The following is an 18,217-nucleotide window of genomic DNA, read 5'->3' on the forward strand; positions in this document are numbered from 1 at the left end:
GGCAAAACTTATCTTCCCAACCACGGTTGTGGATTCACTGCCCGGCCCTGGCGACGAATTTCGAAATAGAGTGACGGACGGCCTTGGCCGCCACTGCTACCGACCAGTGCAATAGGTTGTCCGGCACGTACCTGGGTGCCGACGCTGACCAACGCGCTCTGGTTGTAGCCGTAGAGACTCATATCGCCTTTACCGTGTTCAATGACGACAACAAGACCATAGCCCTGAAGCCAGTCGGCAAGGATCACGCGTCCGTCGGCAATGGCTTTAACTTCTGTGCCTTCTGACGCCGCAATAACGATACCTTTCCAACGTAGTTCACCTTGCAGCTGTTCGCCATAGCGATGCAGTAACGAACCGCGAACCGGCCAGTATGCCTGCCCACGTGGCGCACCCAGGCCACCTGTTCTCGACATTAATGAACGTTCGCTTTCGGTTGGCTTGTAGGTTGTGCCTTTGTTGGAGGCTTCCTGCTGTTTATTACGAACCTGCTCTGCTTCGCGAGCCTCACGCTCGGCTCGAGCTTTTGCCGCTGCTTCTGCACGGGCTATCTGATTTTGTAAGCGCGTCTGGTTCTGGCGCATCTCACTCAGCTTCTGCTGATCCTGCTGAATGGAGGATTCCAGGCCTGCCAGCGTCTTTTTGCGTTCGTTGCGGGCGCTCTCCAGCTTGGCCTGTTGCGCCTGCTGGTCATACAGCAAGGTTTGCTGCTCGCTTTGCTTACTTTCCAGCTCGGTTTTCTGCTGTGCGGCTTCTGCTTTGGTCTGTTTTAACGCTTCGATAGTCTGCTGACGCGCAGCATTAAGGTAACCGAAATAGGCCTGCAGGCGCTGGCCACGCTGGCTTTCTTCGCCGCTAAGAATCAACTGAATACCAGTATGCTGACCCTGACGAAACGCCGCATCTAGCTGGGCAGCCAGGTTACGTTCCTGGGTTGCCTGCTGTTTTTGCAGTTTGGCGAGGGAGTTGTTCAGCGTCGCGATTTGATTGTTTAAATCGGCGAGGGTGTTCTGGGTTTCGCGCAGCTTACGGCTGGCCGCGGAAATCGCTTCTTCCTGAGCTTTGAGCTGAGCGAGTAAAACGGAGCGTTGCTGCTGCTGCTGACGCACCGCACGCTCTTTGGCAGCGATATCCTGTTGAATGGATTGCAGCTGCTGCTTGTCGTCAGCGTGGCTGGAAAAAGGCCATAACAAGACGCCAGCGCTAAACACGCTGGCGTAGATAACGGGCTTCACAGCCCATGTCTTTGAAAAAATCGCCTTTCCCCTCATGGGGAGGGATTATTCCACGATGAACAGCGGCTTGCCAGTCATCTCGTGCGGGATTTCCATTCCCATCAGGCTCAACATGGTTGGCGCGATGTCCGAAAGCTTGCCGCCAGCGACAGCTTTCAGGTTTTTTTCACCCACGTAGATCAGCGGAACCGGCAGGCTGGTGTGCGCGGTATGGGCCTGGCCGGTAGCCGGGTCGCGCATTTGCTCAGCGTTACCGTGATCTGCAGTGATCAACAGCTGACCGCCAACGGCCTCAACGGCTTTAACCACCTGAGCGACACAGTTGTCGAGGGCTTCAACGGCGGAAATCGCAGCATCATAGACGCCGGTGTGGCCAACCATGTCACCGTTCGGGTAGTTGCAGATGATGGTGTCGTACTTGCCGCTGTTGATGGCACTCAGCAGCTTATCGGTCAGTTCAGCAGAGCTCATTTCAGGCTGCAAATCGTAGGTCGCCACTTTCGGAGAATTCACCAGGACGCGATCTTCACCCGCGAACGGCTCTTCAACGCCGCCGTTGTAGAAGAAGGTCACGTGAGCGTATTTCTCGGTTTCGGAGATGCGTAACTGAGTTTTATTGTGTTTCGCCATCCACTCACCGAAAGTATTGGTCAGTGACGCTGGTGGGTAAGCGCAGGCCGTTTTAATGTCTGCGGCATATTCAGTCAGCATCACGAAGTCGCCAAACTGCACCACTTTTTTGCGGCTGAAGCCGTCGAAATCGCCGTTAACAAAGGCGCGAGTGATCTGGCGGGCACGGTCAGCACGGAAGTTCATGAAGATTAATGCATCGCCGTCGTTCATAGCAGATCCGGCTTCACCTGCGGCGCGAATCACGGTTGGCTTAACGAATTCATCGTTTTCGTCACGAGCGTAAGCGGCTTCCAGACCAGCAACCGCATTGTCTGCCTGGAATTCCCCTTTGGCCTGAGTCATCAGGTCGTAAGCCAGCTCAACGCGATCCCAGCGGTTGTCGCGGTCCATAGCGTAGTAACGGCCAATCAGGGTGGCAACGCGGCCTTTGCCCAGCTCAGCGAACTTGTCGGCAAATTTCTTCAGGGAAGACTCTGCGCTGCGTGGCGGCGTGTCACGGCCATCAAGGAAAGCATGCAGATAAATAGCTTCAGCGCCTCGCTCGGCCGCCAGCTCGATCATCGCCAGAATATGGTCTTCATGGCTGTGAACGCCACCGGGAGAAACCAGACCCATGATATGTACCGCTTTACCGGCGGCAACGGCTTTGTCTACCGCACCGGTCAGGACCGGATTAGCAAAGAAAGCACGTTCTTTAATTTCAACGTCCAGGCGAGTCAGATCCTGGTAGACGATGCGGCCGGCACCGAGGTTGACGTGGCCCACTTCGGAGTTACCCATTTGCCCGTCTGGCAGGCCGACTTCCAGGCCTGATGCGTTGATCAGGGTATGCGGGCGCTGGGCCCACAGGCTATCCATCACCGGCGTTTTAGCATTAAGAATCGCGTTATCCTGCTGCTCTTCGCGGTGGCCATAGCCATCGAGAATGACCAGGACCATAGGTTTTTTAGTAACCGACATTGCAACAACCTCTGAGTCTAAGACAAAATTTGCGTAATTTTACTACAGCCGATCCGGGCGAATAGCCGCGGAAGATCAAAGAAAGAGGTTGGATGGCGATCGGATTTCATCAGTCTGGTTCTTTTTTTCCGTAACAGCCCGCAGAATCCACATAACATTATTCAGACTGGCTGTAATTGCCACAACGCGAAGGTATACTCCCCACCTGGTTTTCTCATCATTACTTAGTCGGGAGTTATTACCCCCCATGCAAGAAATTATGCAATTCGTTGGTCGCCACCCCATACTTAGTCTGGCGTGGGTTGGCCTGCTGGCCGCGGTACTTTTCATGACCTTTAAAGGCCTGGCCTCTAAAGTTAAAGTGATCACTCGTGGTGAAGCCACTCGCTTAATTAACAAAGAAGATGCGGTGGTGGTTGATGTGCGCCAGCGTGACGACTTCCGTAAAGGCCACATTGCAAATTCACTGAACGTGCTGCCAACTGAAATCAAAAACGGCAACTTGGGTGAACTTGAAAAACATAAAGCGAAGCCCATTATTGTGGTATGCGCTAATGGTGTTTCTTCACAAGAATCAGCGGCTTTGTTGCACAAGGCTGGTTTTGAGCATGTTGCGCTGCTAAAAGAAGGTATTGCCGGCTGGAACGGGGAAAACCTGCCGCTGGTTCGCGGTAAATAATCTGGAAAACTGAGGTAAACCATGGCGAATATTGAGATCTATACCAAAGCGACTTGTCCTTTTTGCCACCGTGCAAAAGCCCTGCTGAACGAAAAAGGCGTGGCGTTTCAGGAATTACCTATTGATGGTGATGCCGCTAAGCGGGAAGAGATGATCAAACGCAGTGGTCGCACCACGGTACCGCAGATTTTTATTGACGCACAGCACATTGGCGGTTGCGATGACTTGTACGCACTGGATGCGCGTGGTGGACTCGATCCCCTGCTGAGCTAGTGCGGTTTGTCTGCCGTGTATCGCAGAGTAAGGACGTTTAAATTTAAGGGTTAACAATGTCAGAACAAAACAATACAGAAATGGGTTTCCAGATTCAGCGTGTTTACACCAAGGATGTCTCTTTCGAAGCACCTAACGCACCGCACGTCTTCCAGAAAGACTGGCAGCCGGAAGTAAAACTGGATCTGGATACTGCATCCAGCCAACTGGCTGAAAATGTTTATGAAGTTGTGCTGCGCGTAACCGTGACCGCTACGCTGGGTGAAGACACCGCTTTCCTGTGTGAAGTTCAGCAGGCGGGTATCTTCTCCGTTGACGGTATCGAAGGCACGCAGCTGGCGCATTGCCTGGGCGCATACTGCCCGAACATTCTGTTCCCATATGCGCGTGAATGTATCACTAGCCTGGTTTCTCGCGGCACTTTCCCGCAGCTGAACCTTGCACCGGTTAACTTCGATGCGTTGTTCATGAACTATCTGCAGCAGCAAGCTGGCGAAGGTGCTGAAAACCATCAGGATGCCTGATGAACAGCCTTAATGCTTCAATGACTGTTATCGGTGCCGGCTCTTACGGCACCGCTCTCGCAATCACCCTTGCGAGAAATGGCCACCACGTTGTGTTGTGGGGTCATGATGCCAAACATATTGCCACGCTGCAGGCCGATCGCTGCAATGCGGCTTTCCTGCCCGATGTCCCTTTTCCCGACACTTTACATCTTGAGAGTGATTTAGCCGTAGCGTTGGCCGCCAGCCGTAATATTCTGGTGGTTGTACCGAGCCATGTGTTTGGGCAAGTGTTGCGCCAAATCAAGCCGCTGATGCGCCCGGATGCACGTATTGTGTGGGCGACAAAAGGGCTGGAAGCTGAAACGGGTCGTCTACTGCAGGATGTTGCCCGAGAGGCGCTGGGGGATGATGTTCCCCTGGCCGTCATTTCTGGCCCAACATTCGCGAAAGAGCTGGCAGCAGGTTTACCGACGGCGATTGCGCTTGCGGCAACCGATGACCAGTTTGCGGATGACCTCCAACATCTTCTGCACTGCGGTAAAAGCTTCCGTGTCTACAGCAATCCTGATTTCATCGGCGTTCAGCTTGGCGGTGCGGTTAAAAACGTTATCGCTATTGGCGCAGGGATGTCGGACGGCATCGGGTTTGGCGCCAATGCGCGTACTGCGCTTATCACTCGTGGTCTCGCGGAGATGACTCGCCTTGGCAGCGCGCTCGGTGCTTCGCCGGAAACCTTTATGGGCATGGCCGGCTTGGGCGATCTGGTACTGACCTGTACCGACAACCAGTCTCGCAACCGTCGCTTTGGCATGATGCTCGGTCAAGGAATGGATGTAGATGGAGCACAGCAAAAGATTGGCCAGGTGGTTGAAGGCTATCGCAATACCAAAGAAGTTCGCGAGCTGGCGGCTCGGGTAGGCATCGAAATGCCAATAACCGAGGAAATTTATCAGGTATTGTATTGCGGAAAAAATGCGCGCGAGGCAGCATTAACGTTGCTTGGTCGTACTCGTAAGGATGAACGAAGCGGCAAATGAAGGATCGCCTAATACACCGCAATAACTGAAACGTCCCGACCCTGGTGTCGGGCGTTGTTTTTCTGTCTGGAGAGAGCAATGTCGTCTGAAGAACTGGATTTGGTGTGGAGCAATATTAAAGCCGAAGCGCGAGCGCTTGCGGATTGTGAACCCATGTTGGCCAGTTTTTATCATGCGACGCTCCTCAAGCACGATAATCTTGGAAACGCGCTCAGCTACATGTTGGCCAATAAGCTGGCTTCGCCGATTATGCCGGCCATTGCCATTCGCGAAGTGGTTGAAGAGGCCTACGCTGCCGATCCGCAGATGATTGCCTCTGCCGCTTGCGACATCCAGGCGGTGCGTACGCGTGACCCTGCGGTAGACAAGTATTCAACGCCGCTGCTTTATCTTAAAGGCTTCCATGCGCTGCAGGCGTATCGCATTGGCCATTGGCTTTGGCTGCAGGGGCGACAGGCGCTGGCTATCTTCTTGCAGAACCAGGTCTCCGTCTCTTTCCAGGTTGATATTCACCCTGCGGCAAAAATTGGGTGCGGGATTATGCTTGACCATGCCACCGGGATTGTCATTGGTGAGACTGCGGTCGTCGAAAACGATGTGTCTATTCTGCAATCAGTCACGCTGGGCGGTACCGGTAAAACCAGTGGCGATCGCCATCCGAAAATCCGCGAAGGCGTAATGATTGGTGCGGGTGCCAAGATCCTCGGCAATATTGAGGTCGGAACCGGCGCAAAAATTGGCGCAGGCTCCGTCGTGCTCCAGCCTGTTCCGCCGCATACAACGGCAGCTGGCGTGCCGGCGCGAATCGTGGGTACGCCGGGAAGTGACAAGCCAGCGATAGATATGGATCAGCACTTCAACGGCGCAGGCTTTGAATACGGCGACGGCATTTAGCTTCTGAGAACAGCGCCCTGATACCCTAGCTGGCGCCAGGCTTCATAGACCACTACGGACACCGAGTTAGAGAGGTTCATGCTGCGGCTGTCCGGCATCATGGGAATGCGAATCTTTTGTTCTGGCGGCATGGCGTTCAGTATCTCAGCGGGTAGCCCGCGAGTTTCCGGGCCAAACATCAAATAATCCCCAGCCTGATAGCTCACAGCACTGTGGGCGGGTGTTCCTTTGGTTGTTAAAGCAAACAGGCGCTGAGGGTTTTCGGCTTCCAGAAAGGCGTTATAGTCGCGATGGCGCAGCACTGTCGTAAATTCGTGATAATCCAGCCCGGCGCGACGCAGGCGTTTATCATCCCAGGGAAAGCCCATTGGCTCGATGATGTGCAGGCGGAAACCAGTGTTGGCGCACAGGCGGATAATGTTCCCGGTATTGGGCGGAATTTCTGGCTCAAACAAAACGATATTTAACATACAACCCCCATCAACTAGGGGCGCAGAATAGCAAAATAGCGCCTGAGCAGAAATGAAAACAGGCTCCGTAGAGCCTGGTATTGCGAATGTTTATCCTGTTTGTCAGCGGTGATAAAGCGGCAGCCAGAGCGTCAGGCGCAGGCCGCCCAGCGGGCTGTCGTCAGCTTTTACCCAGCCACGATGCTGCTGCACGGCGGTTTCCACGATAGCCAGACCGAGACCTGTCCCCCCCGACTCGCGATCGCGCGCTTCATCCGTACGATAAAACGGACGGAAAATCTGCTCTCTGTCTTCCGGACTGACGCCCGGGCCGTCATCGTCAACGGTGACGGTAATGCCCTGATTATCGACGGAGAAATTCACAGCTATCTTGGTGTGCGAGTAACGCAGAGCATTGCGAACAATATTCTCCAGCGCACTTTCCAGGGCATTTGGGTTACCGTACATCAGCCACGGACCCGGCGGGTAGGTGACTTCCAACGACTTACCCATTTGCTCTGCTTCAAACGCAGCGTTATCCAGCATTTCTGCCCAGATTTGGTTCGCTTTCATTGTTTCGCTGACCAGCGCATTTTTTTGCTGATTGCGCGACATCACCAGCAGGTCATTAATCATGCCGTCCAGACGCTGGGCTTCTGTTTCTATGCGCCCCAACTCTTTGCTCTCACCGCTGCGGCGACGCAGTAGCGCGGTTCCAAGCTGCAGGCGGGTCAGCGGCGTGCGGAGTTCATGGGAGATATCCGACAACAACCTCTGCTGCGCCGTCATCATTCGCTCCAACGCAGTCACCATTTGGTTGAAGCTCGCGCCCGCGGCCTGGAATTCCTGTGGCCCAGCCTCGAGTTCTGGATGCTGGCGTAGGTTGCCCTGGGCGACTTCATCTGCTGCATTCTTGAGCTTGCGGGCAGGTTTCGCGAGGCTCCAGGCCAGCCAAAGTAATAGCGGAGAACTTACCAGCATGGTGACAATTAGCAGTAGTAAAGGCCGGTCGAATAGCAGGTTGATAAAGTCAGATTGCGAGCTGCTGGCTGGGCGAATCAGGTAAAGTTGGTAGTTATCTTCACCATCTCGCACCGAAAATGGGCCAACTAGCTCAACTCGCCCATATTTCTTTTTCTGGGGATGATCGGCGTTATCGGACTGGCCGATAAAGTTACGGATGATCTGCATTTCGTTGCGTTGGGCGCCAATGACGCGCCCTTCGCTGGTGACCAGCAGCAAACGCTGGCCTGGAGGTGCCCATTTGTCGATGGCACGGAACAGACGCCGCCACCACATCAAATCATTCGGTGGATCGGTTGCCAGTTCAGCTTCGACGTGTTGCTCAATCATGTAGCCCTGACGTTGCTCATTTTCCATCAGCTCGGTCATCTGGCGTGAATCCAGCTTCGGCAGCATCAAAACTAACATCAGTACCAGAGCCAGTGTCAGCCAGAAGATGGCAAAAATGCGCGCGGTAAGGCTACTTATCATGAAGCGGAAACCATCAGATAGCCGCGACCACGTAAGGTTTTAAACCACGGATGACCGTCTTTGCGATCCGGCAATTTACGACGCAAGTTGGAAATATGCATGTCTATGGCGCGGTCGAACGGTGTTAAGCGTTTACCCAATACTTCCTGGCTCAGATGTTCACGAGAAACCACCTGGCCCAGATGCTGAGCGAGGAGATACAGCAGCGTAAACTCTGTGCCGGTTAAGTCCAGCGCTTGTCCGTCGAAACTCGCTTCCTGGCGGCCTGGATTGAGGCTCAGCCCATCGACTTCTACCGTCGGTGAACTGCTGTCGCTGTTTTGTTGCTGCTCGCTCCAGTGTGAACGACGCAGGATGGCGCGAATACGGGCGACCAGCTCACGATCGTTAAAGGGTTTTGGTAAGTAGTCATCGGCACCCAGCTCAAGGCCGAGTACACGGTCAAGTTCGCTACCGCGAGCGGTAAGCATAATGACGGGTGTCTGGTGTGTCTGGCGAAGTTCTTTCAACGTATCAATACCGTTTTTCTTGGGCATCATTACGTCAAGCAATAACAGGTCGATGCTGTCGTCCAGAAGCGTCAACGCTTGCTCACCATCGTGAGCAACAATCACGTCAAAACCTTCCATGTCGAGCAATTCCTTTAGCAGGGAAGTCAGCTCTCGGTCATCATCAACTAACAGGATTTTATTCATTGTGAAATTACCTCCGAGGCAGAAATTACGTCATCAAGGCGCGCTAATCCATGACTTTACGTTGTTTTACACCCCCTGACGCTAGTTTGCAGCGGGAATCGTAGACTGGCTCTCGTTGAATCGCAGCACACACAGATTTTGGGAGCAAGTGATGCGCAATGTTACCGCTGTCGTCATGGCCTCAACACTGGCATTTATCTCTTTAGCCAGCTCGGCCGATGATTTGCCGACCGGCGTTAACTGGCCACAAAGCGATAATCTGGCAAAACGAAACAACGCTCAGAACCACATGTTTGACGGCATAAGTTTGACTGAGCAACAGCGCCAACAGATGCGAGATCTTATGCACCGGGCAAGGCATGATAGCCCACCCGTTAATGTTAGCGAAATGGAGATCATGCATCGTCTGATCACCGCCGATAAATTTGATGAAGTGGCAGTGAAAGCTCAGGCTGAAAAAATGGCACAAGAACAGGTTGCCCGCCAGGTCGAGATGGCAAAAGTACGCAACCAAATGTACCACTTACTCAGTCCTGAACAGCAAGCCGCTTTAAATGAGAAACACCAGCAGCGCATGGACCATCTCCGTGAACTGTCGGAACTGCAGCAGGGTGTTTCGCTGCAGGCCATGAGTAGTAGCAGTACCCGTAGTAACCAGTAACAAACCCTGTTTTCCTTGCCATAGACACCATCCCTGTCTTCCCCGCCTCACCAGGCGGGTTTTTTTTGCCCGACGCTCAGGTCTGATCCGCTATACTACCGGCATTCACCTGCGGGAGCCCCCATGAATCAACAATATGGGCAGCTGGTTAGCCGGGCTGCAATCGCGGCGACCGTTATGGCGTCGTTGCTACTGTTAATAAAAATTTTCGCCTGGTGGTATACCGGCTCGGTCAGTATTCTGGCGGCGCTGGTGGACTCACTGGTCGATATCGCAGCTTCATTGACGAACTTGCTTGTGGTGCGTTATTCACTCCAGCCCGCAGACGAAGAACATACATTCGGTCACGGCAAAGCGGAATCGCTGGCCGCTCTCGCACAAAGCATGTTCATCTCAGGCTCGGCCCTGTTCCTGTTTTTAACCGGTATTCAGCATCTGGCTGACCCTTCACCGATGAAAGATCCTGGCATTGGCGTGGCGGTGACGATTGTGGCACTGATAAGCACCTTAGTTTTGGTGACTTTCCAGCGCTGGGTGGTACGAAAAACACAAAGCCAGGCCGTCCGGGCCGATATGCTTCATTATCAGTCTGATGTTATGATGAATGGCGCAATTCTTATTGCGCTGGCCCTTTCCTGGTACGGTTGGCATCGTGCTGATTCGCTGTTTGCTTTGGGTATTGGCGTGTACATTTTGTATAGCGCGCTGCGAATGGGTTATGAAGCCGTGCAATCGCTGCTTGATCGGGCGTTACCAGACGAGGAACGTCAGGCTATTATTGATATCGTGAACGCGTGGCCCGGTGTCAGAGGAGCCCACGATCTCCGAACGCGGCAGTCAGGGCCGACCCGCTTTATACAGCTTCATATTGAGATGGAAGATAATTTACCGCTGGTTCAGGCGCATGTTGTGGCTGAACAGGTGGAGCAGGCGATTCTGCAGCGTTTCCCAGGATCGGATGTGATTATCCACCAGGATCCTTGCTCTGTTGTTCCGACGGGACGGCAGGGGCATTTCGAGCTTTAGTTTTACGTTGGAAAGTTGGCGCTGACTGGCAGTTTTTGCATAATGTACCGCCATTTGGCCTGACCTGAATCAATTCAGCTGGGAGCCGTTGTTATACTATTTGGGCAGCGTCGAAGTTTCGGATTGCCCGCAGCGTTTTCCGGCAACAGGATTAATTTTGCTTTCAAAGTTCAGAGGTAGTCATGATCAAAAAAATTGGTGTGTTGACGAGTGGCGGTGATGCGCCGGGCATGAACGCGGCTATCCGCGGTGTGGTGCGTGCAGCGCTGTCAGAAGGTTTGGAAGTCATGGGTGTCTATGATGGCTACCTGGGTCTGTACGAAGATCGCATGGTGCAGCTGGACCGCTACAGCGTGTCCGACATGATCAACCGTGGCGGTACATTCCTCGGCTCCGCTCGCTTCCCTGAGTTCCGCGATGAAAACATTCGCGCCGTGGCTATCGAAAACCTGAAAAAACGCGGCATTGATGCGCTGGTGGTTATTGGCGGCGACGGTTCTTACATGGGGGCGATGCGCCTGACCGAAATGGGCTTCCCTTGCATCGGCCTGCCGGGCACCATCGATAACGATATTAAAGGTACCGATTACACCATCGGTTACTTCACTGCGCTGGAAACCGTGGTTGAAGCGATTGACCGCCTGCGCGATACCTCCTCTTCACACCAGCGTATCTCCATCGTTGAAGTGATGGGGCGTTACTGCGGCGACCTGACCCTGGCTGCGGCTATCGCCGGCGGCTGTGAGTTTGTGGTGCTGCCGGAAGTTGAATTCAGCCGTGAAGATCTGGTGGCAGAAATCAAAGCCGGGATTGCGAAAGGTAAGAAACACGCCATTGTGGCTATTACCGAGCACATTTGCGATGTTGATGAACTGGCTAAATACATCGAAACCGAAACCAAACGCGAAACCCGTGCTACCGTTCTGGGCCACATCCAGCGCGGTGGTTCCCCGGTAGCGTATGACCGTATTCTGGCATCCCGTATGGGGGCTTACTCCATCGAGCTGCTGCTACAGGGCTTTGGCGGCCGCTGCGTCGGTATTCAGAACGAAAAACTGGTTCACCATGACATCATCGACGCGATTGAAAACATGAAGCGTCCGTTCAAAGGTGACTGGCTGGATTGCGCTAAAAAGCTGTATTAATCCAGATTGCTGTCAGTAAAAACCGGGCATGTCCCGGTTTTTTATTGCCTGTTATATCGCCAAAAGTTATAGCCAATCTTTTTTTATTCTTTAATCCTTGAAATAGTTTCTGGCAGGCTGGTCGCATCAAACTTCATAAAGAGAGCGTGCGATGAACAAGTGGGGCGTGGGTTTAACATTACTTTTGGCTTCTGGTGGCGTACTGGCGAAGGATATTCAGTTACTCAACGTGTCTTACGATCCGACTCGTGAACTGTATGAAGAATACAACAAAGCGTTCAGTGCTCACTGGAAGCAGCAAACCGGTGATACGGTCACCGTGCGCCAGTCACACGGCGGATCCGGGAAGCAGGCAACGTCGGTCATTAATGGCATTGAAGCCGACGTCGTAACCCTGGCGCTGGCCTATGATGTTGATGCCATCGCCGAGCGCGGGCGCATTGATAAAAACTGGATCAAGCGCCTGCCAGACAACTCTGCGCCATATACATCCACCATCGTATTCCTGGTGCGCAAAGGCAACCCTAAACAAATTCATGACTGGAACGACCTGATCAAACCGGGTGTGTCTGTCATCACGCCAAACCCGAAAAGCTCCGGCGGCGCGCGTTGGAACTATTTAGCGGCGTGGGGTTATGCGCTGCACCATAACAATAACGATCAGGCGAAAGCACAGGACTTCGTTAAAGCCTTATTCAAAAACGTAGAGGTGTTGGACTCCGGTGCCCGTGGTTCGACCAACACCTTTGTTGAGCGCGGCATTGGTGATGTGCTGATTGCGTGGGAAAACGAGGCGTTACTGGCTACCAATGAACTGGGCAAAGACAAATTTGAGATTGTGACCCCGAGCGAATCTATTCTTGCGGAACCGACTGTGTCCGTTGTGGACAAGGTTGTTGAGAAGAAAGGGACTCAGGCCGTGGCAGAAGCATACCTGAAGTATCTCTACTCACCTGAAGGTCAGGAGATTGCGGCGAAGAATTACTATCGTCCGCGCGATCCTGAAGTCGCGAAGAAATACGAAAAAGAATTCCCGAAATTGAAGCTCTACACGATAGATGAAGAGTTTGGCGGCTGGGCAAAAGCACAGCAGGATCACTTCTCCAACGGCGGCAGTTTCGACCAAATCAGCAAGCGTTAACGTTAAATGGCCCTGCGGGGCCATTTTTGTTTCCACGGTCTGACATTTACTCGCAGAATATCTTCCCGTAGAGTGCTGAAAAACTCTACAGGAGACAGGTATGTCGCTCTGGTTATCGGACCCTCTGATCCTGCCCGGCATTATTATCCTTATCACCATTGTCCTTTGGGCCACTTCTGCCCTCCCGGAATACCTGACTGCACTGTTATTTTTTGCCGCGGCGATGGTGGCAAAGATAGCCCCGGCCGAGGTGATTTTTAGTGGTTTTGCCTCATCGGCCTTCTGGCTGGTGTTCAGCGGTTTTGTGCTGGGGATTGCGATTCGCAAAACGGGTTTGGCCGATCGAGTTGCGCGGGCGCTGTCCGCCCGGCTGACCGACTCCTGGCTACATATGGTCGGCAGCGTCGTGCTTCTAAGCTATGCGCTGGCATTTGTTATGCCTTCAAATATGGGGCGCATTGCCCTGTTGATGCCGATTGTTGCGGCGATGGCGAAAAGAGCGTCCATCGGCGACGGCACCCGCGCCTGGTACGGTCTGGCGCTGGCCGTGGGGTTTGGCACTTTCCAGCTCTCGGCGACGATTTTACCGGCGAATGTGCCGAATCTGGTGATGAGCGGAGCGGCGGAAGGGTCTTATGGCCTGCATCTTAACTATCTGCCTTATTTGCTGCTGCACACGCCGGTGCTTGGCATTCTGAAAGGATTAGTGCTGATAGGCCTGATTGCCTGGCTATTTCCTGGCAAACCGCAGCCGCCAAAGCAAATTGAGAGTCCAGGGCCGATGAGCCCTGAAGAAAAACGGCTAGCGTGGCTGCTGGTCGTTGTGCTCGGGTTGTGGGTGACGGAAAGCTGGCACGGCATTGGTCCTGCATGGATAGGGCTGATTGCCGCCTGTATGACGCTGTTACCGCGAGTGGGGTTTATCTCCGGCGAGGAGTTTGCCAGCGGTGTGAATGTGCGTACCTGCTTCTATGTGGCGGGCATTTTGGCGCTGGCCACGACTGTGACGCATATCGGTCTTGGGGCACTTGTGGGTGAGAAGCTAATGGCGATTATGCCCCTGGATGCCAGCAGGCCGTTCACCAGCTTTGCCGCGCTAACCGGTATCACCAGCCTGCTCAACTTCATCGTCACTGCGAACGGTGTTCCCGCGCTCTATACCACTTTTGCCGAAAGCTTCTCACAGGCGACCGATTTTCCACTTTTGTCGGTGATTATGATTCAGGTGCTGGGTTACTCAACGCCGCTTCTGCCGTATATGGCGTCGCCGATTGTGGTGGCGATGGGGTTGGGAAAAGTCCCGGCAAGGGAAGGGATGAAGCTTTGCCTGGCGCTGGCCGTGGTGACGTTTTCGATTTTGCTGCCGCTGGACTATGGCTGGTTCCAACTGCTGCACAAACTCTAAAAAAACGGCTCCGCAAGCGGAGCCGTTCATCAATATTATTGGCGTGATTACGCTTTTTTCGCTTCAGCTGCTGCTTTAACGATAACCGCGAAAGCGTCAGCTTTCAGGGATGCACCGCCAACCAGCGCGCCGTCAATGTCTGGCTGAGCAAACAGCTCTGCTGCGTTTTTATCATTAACGGAGCCGCCGTACTGGATGATCACTTGCTCTGCTACTTTCGCGTCAGCTTTAGCAATGTGGTCACGGATAAATTTGTGTACCGCCTGAGCCTGAGCTGGGGTTGCAGATTTACCGGTACCGATAGCCCAGATTGGTTCGTAAGCGATTACCGCACCTTCGAATGCTGCTGCGCCTTGAGTTTTCAGCACGGCGTCGATCTGGCGTGCACAAACTTCTTCGGTTTTGCCCGCCTCGTTTTCAGCTTCGCTTTCACCGATGCACAGAACTGGCACCAGCCCTGCTGCTTTCAGCACGGCGAATTTCTTAGCGATGAACTCATCAGACTCAGCGTGATAGGTACGACGCTCAGAGTGACCGATGATGATGTATTTAGCACCGATATCTTTCAGCATCTCTGCAGAAACTTCACCGGTAAACGCGCCGGACAGGTTAACGTCTACGTTCTGCGCGCCAAGAATGATGTGGCTACCGGAAGCAGCGTGTTTCGCCAGGTCCAGGTACATGGTTGGTGGGGCGATAGCCACGCCGCAGCCTTCCACGCCAGACAGCTCTTTACGCAGGTTAGCAACAAGCTCGTTAACCATGTGTTTGCTGCCGTTCAGTTTCCAGTTACCCATCACTAAAGGATGTCGCATTTTAATTCTCCACGCGGTAAGCAATAAAAAGAATCACTGCCCGTCGGGCAGCTTGGTCTGTGAAACAGTATAGAGAGTCGGCGGGCGAAAGGCTTTGCTTTTTGTCATTTATTCGCCGCTGTTTAGCGTCTCAGATAGCGTTAGCTTAATCGGTTCAACGGCGAAAGTTAGCCCCTTTTCGCCGCTATCTGCCACGACATAGCGAATAGCACCGTCGTTCTGCGCGAAATAGCGTTTATTTTTGCCGTCGCTGAGTAGTTTGGTCAGCTTCTGCTGGCTTTGCGCTTTGGAAAGCGTTGGCGTGAAGCTGCGGATGATCGCAGCCATGTATTCCAGCGCTTTGCCACGGGCGGCTTTTTGCTCCGGCCCCTGAATAGGTAGCCAGGTTATCTGCATCGACTTAATTTTTAGGGTGCCGAGTTCCAGTGCCACAGAAGCATAAAGGTTTTCGTTGATCTTGGTAGCGGCGCGGGTCAGATTGGCTTTGTCGCGGCTCTTCTCCACGGCGCGAAATTCGTTCAGCGGCAGCGACGGATTATCAATATCAAATTTGCCACGAAACTGGGTAATGGTCAGATCGAAAGTGGGTGCGCCGGGCAGCAGATAAGGCGCCGCCGGAAGCTGAGAAACTGCGTCTGACGCAGGATCTGCCCGGCTCACCGCCAAAGGCAGCGCCAGCAGCACGAGGGCAGGCAGCAGGTATTTCATCGACACACTTCTCCTGATGGGTTCATCATCCCGATTAAATCGGCAATCCGTTGGCTTGTCAAAACGGGCGGTGACCAGGGTACACTACGCCGCGATAAAATAATAAGGACCTTACCCATGACCATACAGCAATGGTTGTTCTCTTTTAAAGGGCGTATTGGACGCCGCGATTTTTGGATTTGGATCGGCGCGTGGATAGTCGGGCTGATTATTCTGTTTACCCTGGCCGGGGCCGAAATCATGCCGTATTCCACAGCGGGTTTCTTCCTCACCGGCTCGTTGATTCCGACGGCGGCGGTGATCGTGAAACGCCTGCACGACAGAGATAAAAAAGGCTGGTGGGCTTTACTGTTTATTCCTGCGTGGCTGCTTGTGGCAGGCAACTGGGAAACCTTTGGCACCCTGTGGCAGTGGGGATTGGGGCGTTTTATCCCCACGCTGATTTTCGTCATGGTGCTGATGGACCTGGGCGCTTTTGTTGGCACCCAGGGTGAAAACCGTTTCGGGAAAGAGACCAGCGAAGTTAAATTCCGCTGATTTACCAGTAATGCTCGGCGGTCATGTGGCCAGGCCTGCGGCGCAGATGTTTGGCCATCTGCCGGGTATCTTTCAAGAGCTGTTGCGTGTCACGCACCATTTGCGGGTTACCGCATAGCATCACATGGCTGGTTTCAATATCCATCGGTAAACCAACGGCGGCCTCCAGCTCACCGCTTTCTATCAGCGCCGGAACACGCCCGGTGAGCGAACCTGCGACCGTTTCGCGGCTGACCACGGTTTGAATACGCAGTTTGCCCTGGTAGCGTTCTTGTAGTTCAAGCATCAGCGGCAGATAGCTTAAATCGTTGGCATAGCGAACCGCATGGAGCAGCACGATATTCTCAAAACGCTCAAGGTCTTTGCCTTCCTGCAGGATTGAAAGATAAGGCCCCAGCGCGGTGCCGGTCGCCAGCATCCAGAGTGTTTTGCACTCAGGAATTTCTTCCAGCACAAAGAACCCGGCGGCTTCGCTTACCAGCTGCACTTCATCGCCAGGCTTGAGCGCATGCAGACGTGGGCTGAGTTTCCCTTCGGGAACGGTGACCAGATAGAACTCGAGATCGGGATTACTGGGGGCATTCACGTAGGAGTAGGCGCGCTGTACGCGTTCGCCGTCAATTTCCAGCCCAAGCTTGGTAAATTGCCCGGCGGTAAACGCATGCACCGGCGCATGAACCGTCAGGCTGAAGAGAGAATCCGTCCAGTTTTGAACTCTGGTAACTTTACCTGTAACCCACTCCGCCATGTTGTACTCCCGTCGTTGCTTTTTACCTATCTTCACCAGAATGTGGCAGCATTTCCAGCCCAAACGAGCCGGAAAGCTCGAACCAACAAACGAGAAACGTTACAGAATATGCTTCTGTACCTCGGTATCTTTACGATCGAGATAATGAATAGACTGAATGCGGCGGATCGTGCGGGATTTACCGCGAATCAGCAGCGTCTCCGTGGTGGCCATATTGCCTTTACGGGTGATCCCTTCCAGCAGATCACCTTTGGTGATGCCTGTTGCGGAGAAAATAACGTTGTCGTTACGCGCCATTTCATCGAGCTTCAGCACGCGTTCAGCCTCAATGCCCATTGCTTTGCAGCGCGCCAGTTCCTGTTCGCCGATGCGGCGGTTTTCTTCACTGTCGCCTTTTACGTGGTGGCGAGCCAGCAGGCGGCCCTGCATGTCGCCGTCCAGAGCGCGGATTACTGCCGCTGAAACCACACCTTCCGGCGCACCGCCGATGCCGTAGAGGACATCCACTTCGCTGTCCGGCATGCAGGTCAAAATAGAAGCCGCTACGTCGCCATCCGGAATAGCGAACACGCGCACGCCAAGCTTTTGCATCTCTTTGATCGTTTCGTCGTGACGTGGCTTGGCCAGAATGGTTACGGTCAATTCGCTAAGCGGTTTTTCCAGCGCAGCGGCGATGCGGCGAAGATTATCCTCGAGGCTGAGATTAAGGTCGATGACGCCTTTGGCTCCAGGCCCAACAATCAGTTTTTCCATATACATATCGGGCGCATTGAGGAACGTGCCTTTATCTCCCACCGCGAGCACAGCCAGAGCGTTGGCCTGGCCCATCGCCGTCATGCGCGTACCTTCGATGGGGTCAACGGCAATATCTACCGCGTCGCCTTTCCCGGTCCCGACTTTTTCACCAATGTAGAGCATCGGCGCTTCGTCAATTTCGCCTTCGCCAATGACGATCTCACCGTCGATATTGATTTGGTTAAGGACGATACGCATGGCGTTTACCGCTGCGCCGTCGGCGACATTTTTATCGCCGCGGCCAAGCCATTTGTAGCCAGCAAGGGCGGCGGCTTCGGTCACGCGGGAAAATTCGATGGCAAGTTCTCGTTTCATAGCAGACTCATTTAGCAAACAGAATTGCCGGGGAGTTTAGCACAGGCGAGAAAAGGGGCGGGAAAG

The 18,217-nt window shown here is 53.7% G+C and carries 20 protein-coding genes; 11 read left to right on the plus strand and 9 right to left on the minus strand.

The genetic code is table 11. The features are described from left to right. Window positions 1–8 precede the first annotated feature (8 nt). Together envC and gpmM are read right to left on the minus strand one after the other, a co-directional pair. A complete protein-coding gene (gene envC, locus A936_RS10430; protein ID WP_034808738.1) occupies window positions 9–1,271 on the minus strand; it encodes a murein hydrolase activator EnvC in 1,263 nt (420 codons plus the stop codon). Window positions 1,272–1,280: 9 nt separating this feature from the next. After that, window positions 1,281–2,828 carry a 2,3-bisphosphoglycerate-independent phosphoglycerate mutase gene (gene gpmM / locus A936_RS10435; protein WP_008457478.1) on the minus strand — a complete coding sequence of 516 codons (1,548 nt, stop codon included), beginning with the start codon at window positions 2,826–2,828 and terminating at the stop codon, window positions 1,281–1,283. A 247-nt stretch (window positions 2,829–3,075) separates the two neighbouring features. On the opposite strand from gpmM, the gene A936_RS10440 reads away from it, so the two are divergent. The 5 genes from A936_RS10440 to cysE all read left to right on the plus strand — a co-directional run bounded on the left by A936_RS10440 (window position 3,076) and on the right by cysE (window position 6,217). Beyond that, complete coding sequence (locus A936_RS10440; protein ID WP_008457479.1) at window positions 3,076–3,507, plus strand: rhodanese-like domain-containing protein; 432 nt, start codon at window positions 3,076–3,078, stop codon at window positions 3,505–3,507. Between the two features lie 21 nt (window positions 3,508–3,528). Then, window positions 3,529–3,780, plus strand: coding sequence for a glutaredoxin 3 (gene grxC, locus A936_RS10445; protein WP_008457480.1), 252 nt, complete (start codon window positions 3,529–3,531; stop codon window positions 3,778–3,780). Between the two features lie 56 nt (window positions 3,781–3,836). Then, window positions 3,837–4,304, plus strand: a complete 468-nt coding sequence (gene secB / locus A936_RS10450) for a protein-export chaperone SecB (protein WP_008457481.1) — start codon at window positions 3,837–3,839, stop codon at window positions 4,302–4,304. Then, complete coding sequence (gene gpsA, locus A936_RS10455; RefSeq protein WP_008457482.1) at window positions 4,304–5,323, plus strand: NAD(P)H-dependent glycerol-3-phosphate dehydrogenase; 1,020 nt, start codon at window positions 4,304–4,306, stop codon at window positions 5,321–5,323. Before secB ends, gpsA begins: the two co-directional genes overlap by 1 nt. A 78-nt stretch (window positions 5,324–5,401) precedes the next feature. After that, a complete protein-coding gene (cysE, locus tag A936_RS10460) occupies window positions 5,402–6,217 on the plus strand; it encodes a serine O-acetyltransferase (protein WP_008457483.1) in 816 nt (271 codons plus the stop codon). Here cysE and trmL read toward each other — a convergent pair. The 3 genes from trmL to cpxR all read right to left on the minus strand — a co-directional run bounded on the left by trmL (window position 6,214) and on the right by cpxR (window position 8,855). Further along, window positions 6,214–6,687: a tRNA (uridine(34)/cytosine(34)/5-carboxymethylaminomethyluridine(34)-2'-O)-methyltransferase TrmL gene (trmL, locus tag A936_RS10465; protein WP_008457484.1), complete on the minus strand. Its 474-nt coding sequence runs from the start codon at window positions 6,685–6,687 to the stop codon at window positions 6,214–6,216. The genes cysE and trmL overlap by 4 nt on opposite strands. Window positions 6,688–6,789: 102 nt before the next feature. After that, window positions 6,790–8,160 (minus strand): envelope stress sensor histidine kinase CpxA, encoded by a 1,371-nt coding sequence (gene cpxA / locus A936_RS10470; protein ID WP_008457485.1) that lies wholly within the window; start codon window positions 8,158–8,160, stop codon window positions 6,790–6,792. Beyond that, on the minus strand, window positions 8,157–8,855 hold the full coding sequence (gene cpxR, locus A936_RS10475) for an envelope stress response regulator transcription factor CpxR (protein ID WP_008457487.1): 699 nt from the start codon (window positions 8,853–8,855) through the stop codon (window positions 8,157–8,159). The genes cpxA and cpxR overlap by 4 nt, the downstream gene beginning before the upstream one ends. Before the next feature lie 151 nt (window positions 8,856–9,006). On the opposite strand from cpxR, the gene cpxP reads away from it, so the two are divergent. From cpxP to A936_RS10500, 5 genes are all read left to right on the plus strand, one after another. Beyond that, window positions 9,007–9,516 (plus strand): cell-envelope stress modulator CpxP, encoded by a 510-nt coding sequence (cpxP, locus tag A936_RS10480; RefSeq protein ID WP_008457489.1) that lies wholly within the window; start codon window positions 9,007–9,009, stop codon window positions 9,514–9,516. Window positions 9,517–9,639: 123 nt separating this feature from the next. Further along, window positions 9,640–10,542: a CDF family cation-efflux transporter FieF gene (gene fieF, locus A936_RS10485; protein ID WP_008457498.1), complete on the plus strand. Its 903-nt coding sequence runs from the start codon at window positions 9,640–9,642 to the stop codon at window positions 10,540–10,542. A gap of 182 nt (window positions 10,543–10,724) precedes the next feature. Beyond that, the gene (gene pfkA / locus A936_RS10490; RefSeq protein ID WP_008457500.1) at window positions 10,725–11,687 is read left to right on the plus strand and encodes a 6-phosphofructokinase; all 963 of its coding nucleotides are present in this window, start codon (window positions 10,725–10,727) and stop codon (window positions 11,685–11,687) included. A 151-nt stretch (window positions 11,688–11,838) separates the two neighbouring features. Then, a complete protein-coding gene (locus A936_RS10495; protein ID WP_008457502.1) occupies window positions 11,839–12,828 on the plus strand; it encodes a sulfate ABC transporter substrate-binding protein in 990 nt (329 codons plus the stop codon). 100 nt (window positions 12,829–12,928) lie between these two features. Beyond that, window positions 12,929–14,233 carry an SLC13 family permease gene (locus A936_RS10500; RefSeq protein WP_008457505.1) on the plus strand — a complete coding sequence of 435 codons (1,305 nt, stop codon included), beginning with the start codon at window positions 12,929–12,931 and terminating at the stop codon, window positions 14,231–14,233. A gap of 47 nt (window positions 14,234–14,280) precedes the next feature. On the opposite strand, the gene tpiA is transcribed toward A936_RS10500, so the two are convergent. Then, window positions 14,281–15,048: a triose-phosphate isomerase gene (gene tpiA / locus A936_RS10505; RefSeq protein ID WP_008457509.1), complete on the minus strand. Its 768-nt coding sequence runs from the start codon at window positions 15,046–15,048 to the stop codon at window positions 14,281–14,283. Between the two features lie 108 nt (window positions 15,049–15,156). Next, window positions 15,157–15,756 carry a DUF1454 family protein gene (locus A936_RS10510; protein ID WP_008457510.1) on the minus strand — a complete coding sequence of 200 codons (600 nt, stop codon included), beginning with the start codon at window positions 15,754–15,756 and terminating at the stop codon, window positions 15,157–15,159. A 117-nt stretch (window positions 15,757–15,873) separates the two neighbouring features. Between A936_RS10510 and A936_RS10515 the strand changes: the two genes are divergently transcribed. Beyond that, on the plus strand, window positions 15,874–16,293 hold the full coding sequence (locus tag A936_RS10515) for a DUF805 domain-containing protein (protein WP_008457512.1): 420 nt from the start codon (window positions 15,874–15,876) through the stop codon (window positions 16,291–16,293). Window position 16,294: 1 nt separating this feature from the next. Here A936_RS10515 and fpr read toward each other — a convergent pair whose 3' ends face one another. Both fpr and glpX read right to left on the minus strand, forming a co-directional pair. Further along, window positions 16,295–17,041: a ferredoxin--NADP(+) reductase gene (gene fpr / locus A936_RS10520; protein WP_008457514.1), complete on the minus strand. Its 747-nt coding sequence runs from the start codon at window positions 17,039–17,041 to the stop codon at window positions 16,295–16,297. Between the two features lie 99 nt (window positions 17,042–17,140). Then, complete coding sequence (gene glpX, locus A936_RS10525; RefSeq protein ID WP_008457517.1) at window positions 17,141–18,151, minus strand: class II fructose-bisphosphatase; 1,011 nt, start codon at window positions 18,149–18,151, stop codon at window positions 17,141–17,143. Between the last annotated feature and the right edge of the window lie 66 nt (window positions 18,152–18,217).

The organism is Enterobacter sp. Ag1, from assembly GCA_000277545.1.
GTDB lineage: Bacteria > Pseudomonadota > Gammaproteobacteria > Enterobacterales > Enterobacteriaceae > Cedecea.

Excerpts from the sequence above, each read along its gene's own strand:
- A936_RS10510 (WP_008457510.1), bottom strand. The coding sequence starts at position 15,756 with ATGAAATACCTGCTGCCTGCCCTCGTGCTGCTGGCGCTGCCTTTGGCG.
- grxC (WP_008457480.1), top strand. The coding sequence starts at position 3,529 with ATGGCGAATATTGAGATCTATACCAAAGCGACTTGTCCTTTTTGCCAC.
- A936_RS10500 (WP_008457505.1), top strand. The coding sequence starts at position 12,929 with ATGTCGCTCTGGTTATCGGACCCTCTGATCCTGCCCGGCATTATTATC.
- cpxP (WP_008457489.1), top strand. The coding sequence starts at position 9,007 with ATGCGCAATGTTACCGCTGTCGTCATGGCCTCAACACTGGCATTTATC.
- cpxR (WP_008457487.1), bottom strand. The coding sequence starts at position 8,855 with ATGAATAAAATCCTGTTAGTTGATGATGACCGAGAGCTGACTTCCCTG.
- A936_RS10515 (WP_008457512.1), top strand. The coding sequence starts at position 15,874 with ATGACCATACAGCAATGGTTGTTCTCTTTTAAAGGGCGTATTGGACGC.
- gpsA (WP_008457482.1), top strand. The coding sequence starts at position 4,304 with ATGAACAGCCTTAATGCTTCAATGACTGTTATCGGTGCCGGCTCTTAC.
- envC (WP_034808738.1), bottom strand. The coding sequence starts at position 1,271 with ATGAGGGGAAAGGCGATTTTTTCAAAGACATGGGCTGTGAAGCCCGTT.
- A936_RS10440 (WP_008457479.1), top strand. The coding sequence starts at position 3,076 with ATGCAAGAAATTATGCAATTCGTTGGTCGCCACCCCATACTTAGTCTG.
- pfkA (WP_008457500.1), top strand. The coding sequence starts at position 10,725 with ATGATCAAAAAAATTGGTGTGTTGACGAGTGGCGGTGATGCGCCGGGC.
- cpxA (WP_008457485.1), bottom strand. The coding sequence starts at position 8,160 with ATGATAAGTAGCCTTACCGCGCGCATTTTTGCCATCTTCTGGCTGACA.
- trmL (WP_008457484.1), bottom strand. The coding sequence starts at position 6,687 with ATGTTAAATATCGTTTTGTTTGAGCCAGAAATTCCGCCCAATACCGGG.
- tpiA (WP_008457509.1), bottom strand. The coding sequence starts at position 15,048 with ATGCGACATCCTTTAGTGATGGGTAACTGGAAACTGAACGGCAGCAAA.
- secB (WP_008457481.1), top strand. The coding sequence starts at position 3,837 with ATGTCAGAACAAAACAATACAGAAATGGGTTTCCAGATTCAGCGTGTT.
- fieF (WP_008457498.1), top strand. The coding sequence starts at position 9,640 with ATGAATCAACAATATGGGCAGCTGGTTAGCCGGGCTGCAATCGCGGCG.
- glpX (WP_008457517.1), bottom strand. The coding sequence starts at position 18,151 with ATGAAACGAGAACTTGCCATCGAATTTTCCCGCGTGACCGAAGCCGCC.
- fpr (WP_008457514.1), bottom strand. The coding sequence starts at position 17,041 with ATGGCGGAGTGGGTTACAGGTAAAGTTACCAGAGTTCAAAACTGGACG.
- cysE (WP_008457483.1), top strand. The coding sequence starts at position 5,402 with ATGTCGTCTGAAGAACTGGATTTGGTGTGGAGCAATATTAAAGCCGAA.
- gpmM (WP_008457478.1), bottom strand. The coding sequence starts at position 2,828 with ATGTCGGTTACTAAAAAACCTATGGTCCTGGTCATTCTCGATGGCTAT.
- A936_RS10495 (WP_008457502.1), top strand. The coding sequence starts at position 11,839 with ATGAACAAGTGGGGCGTGGGTTTAACATTACTTTTGGCTTCTGGTGGC.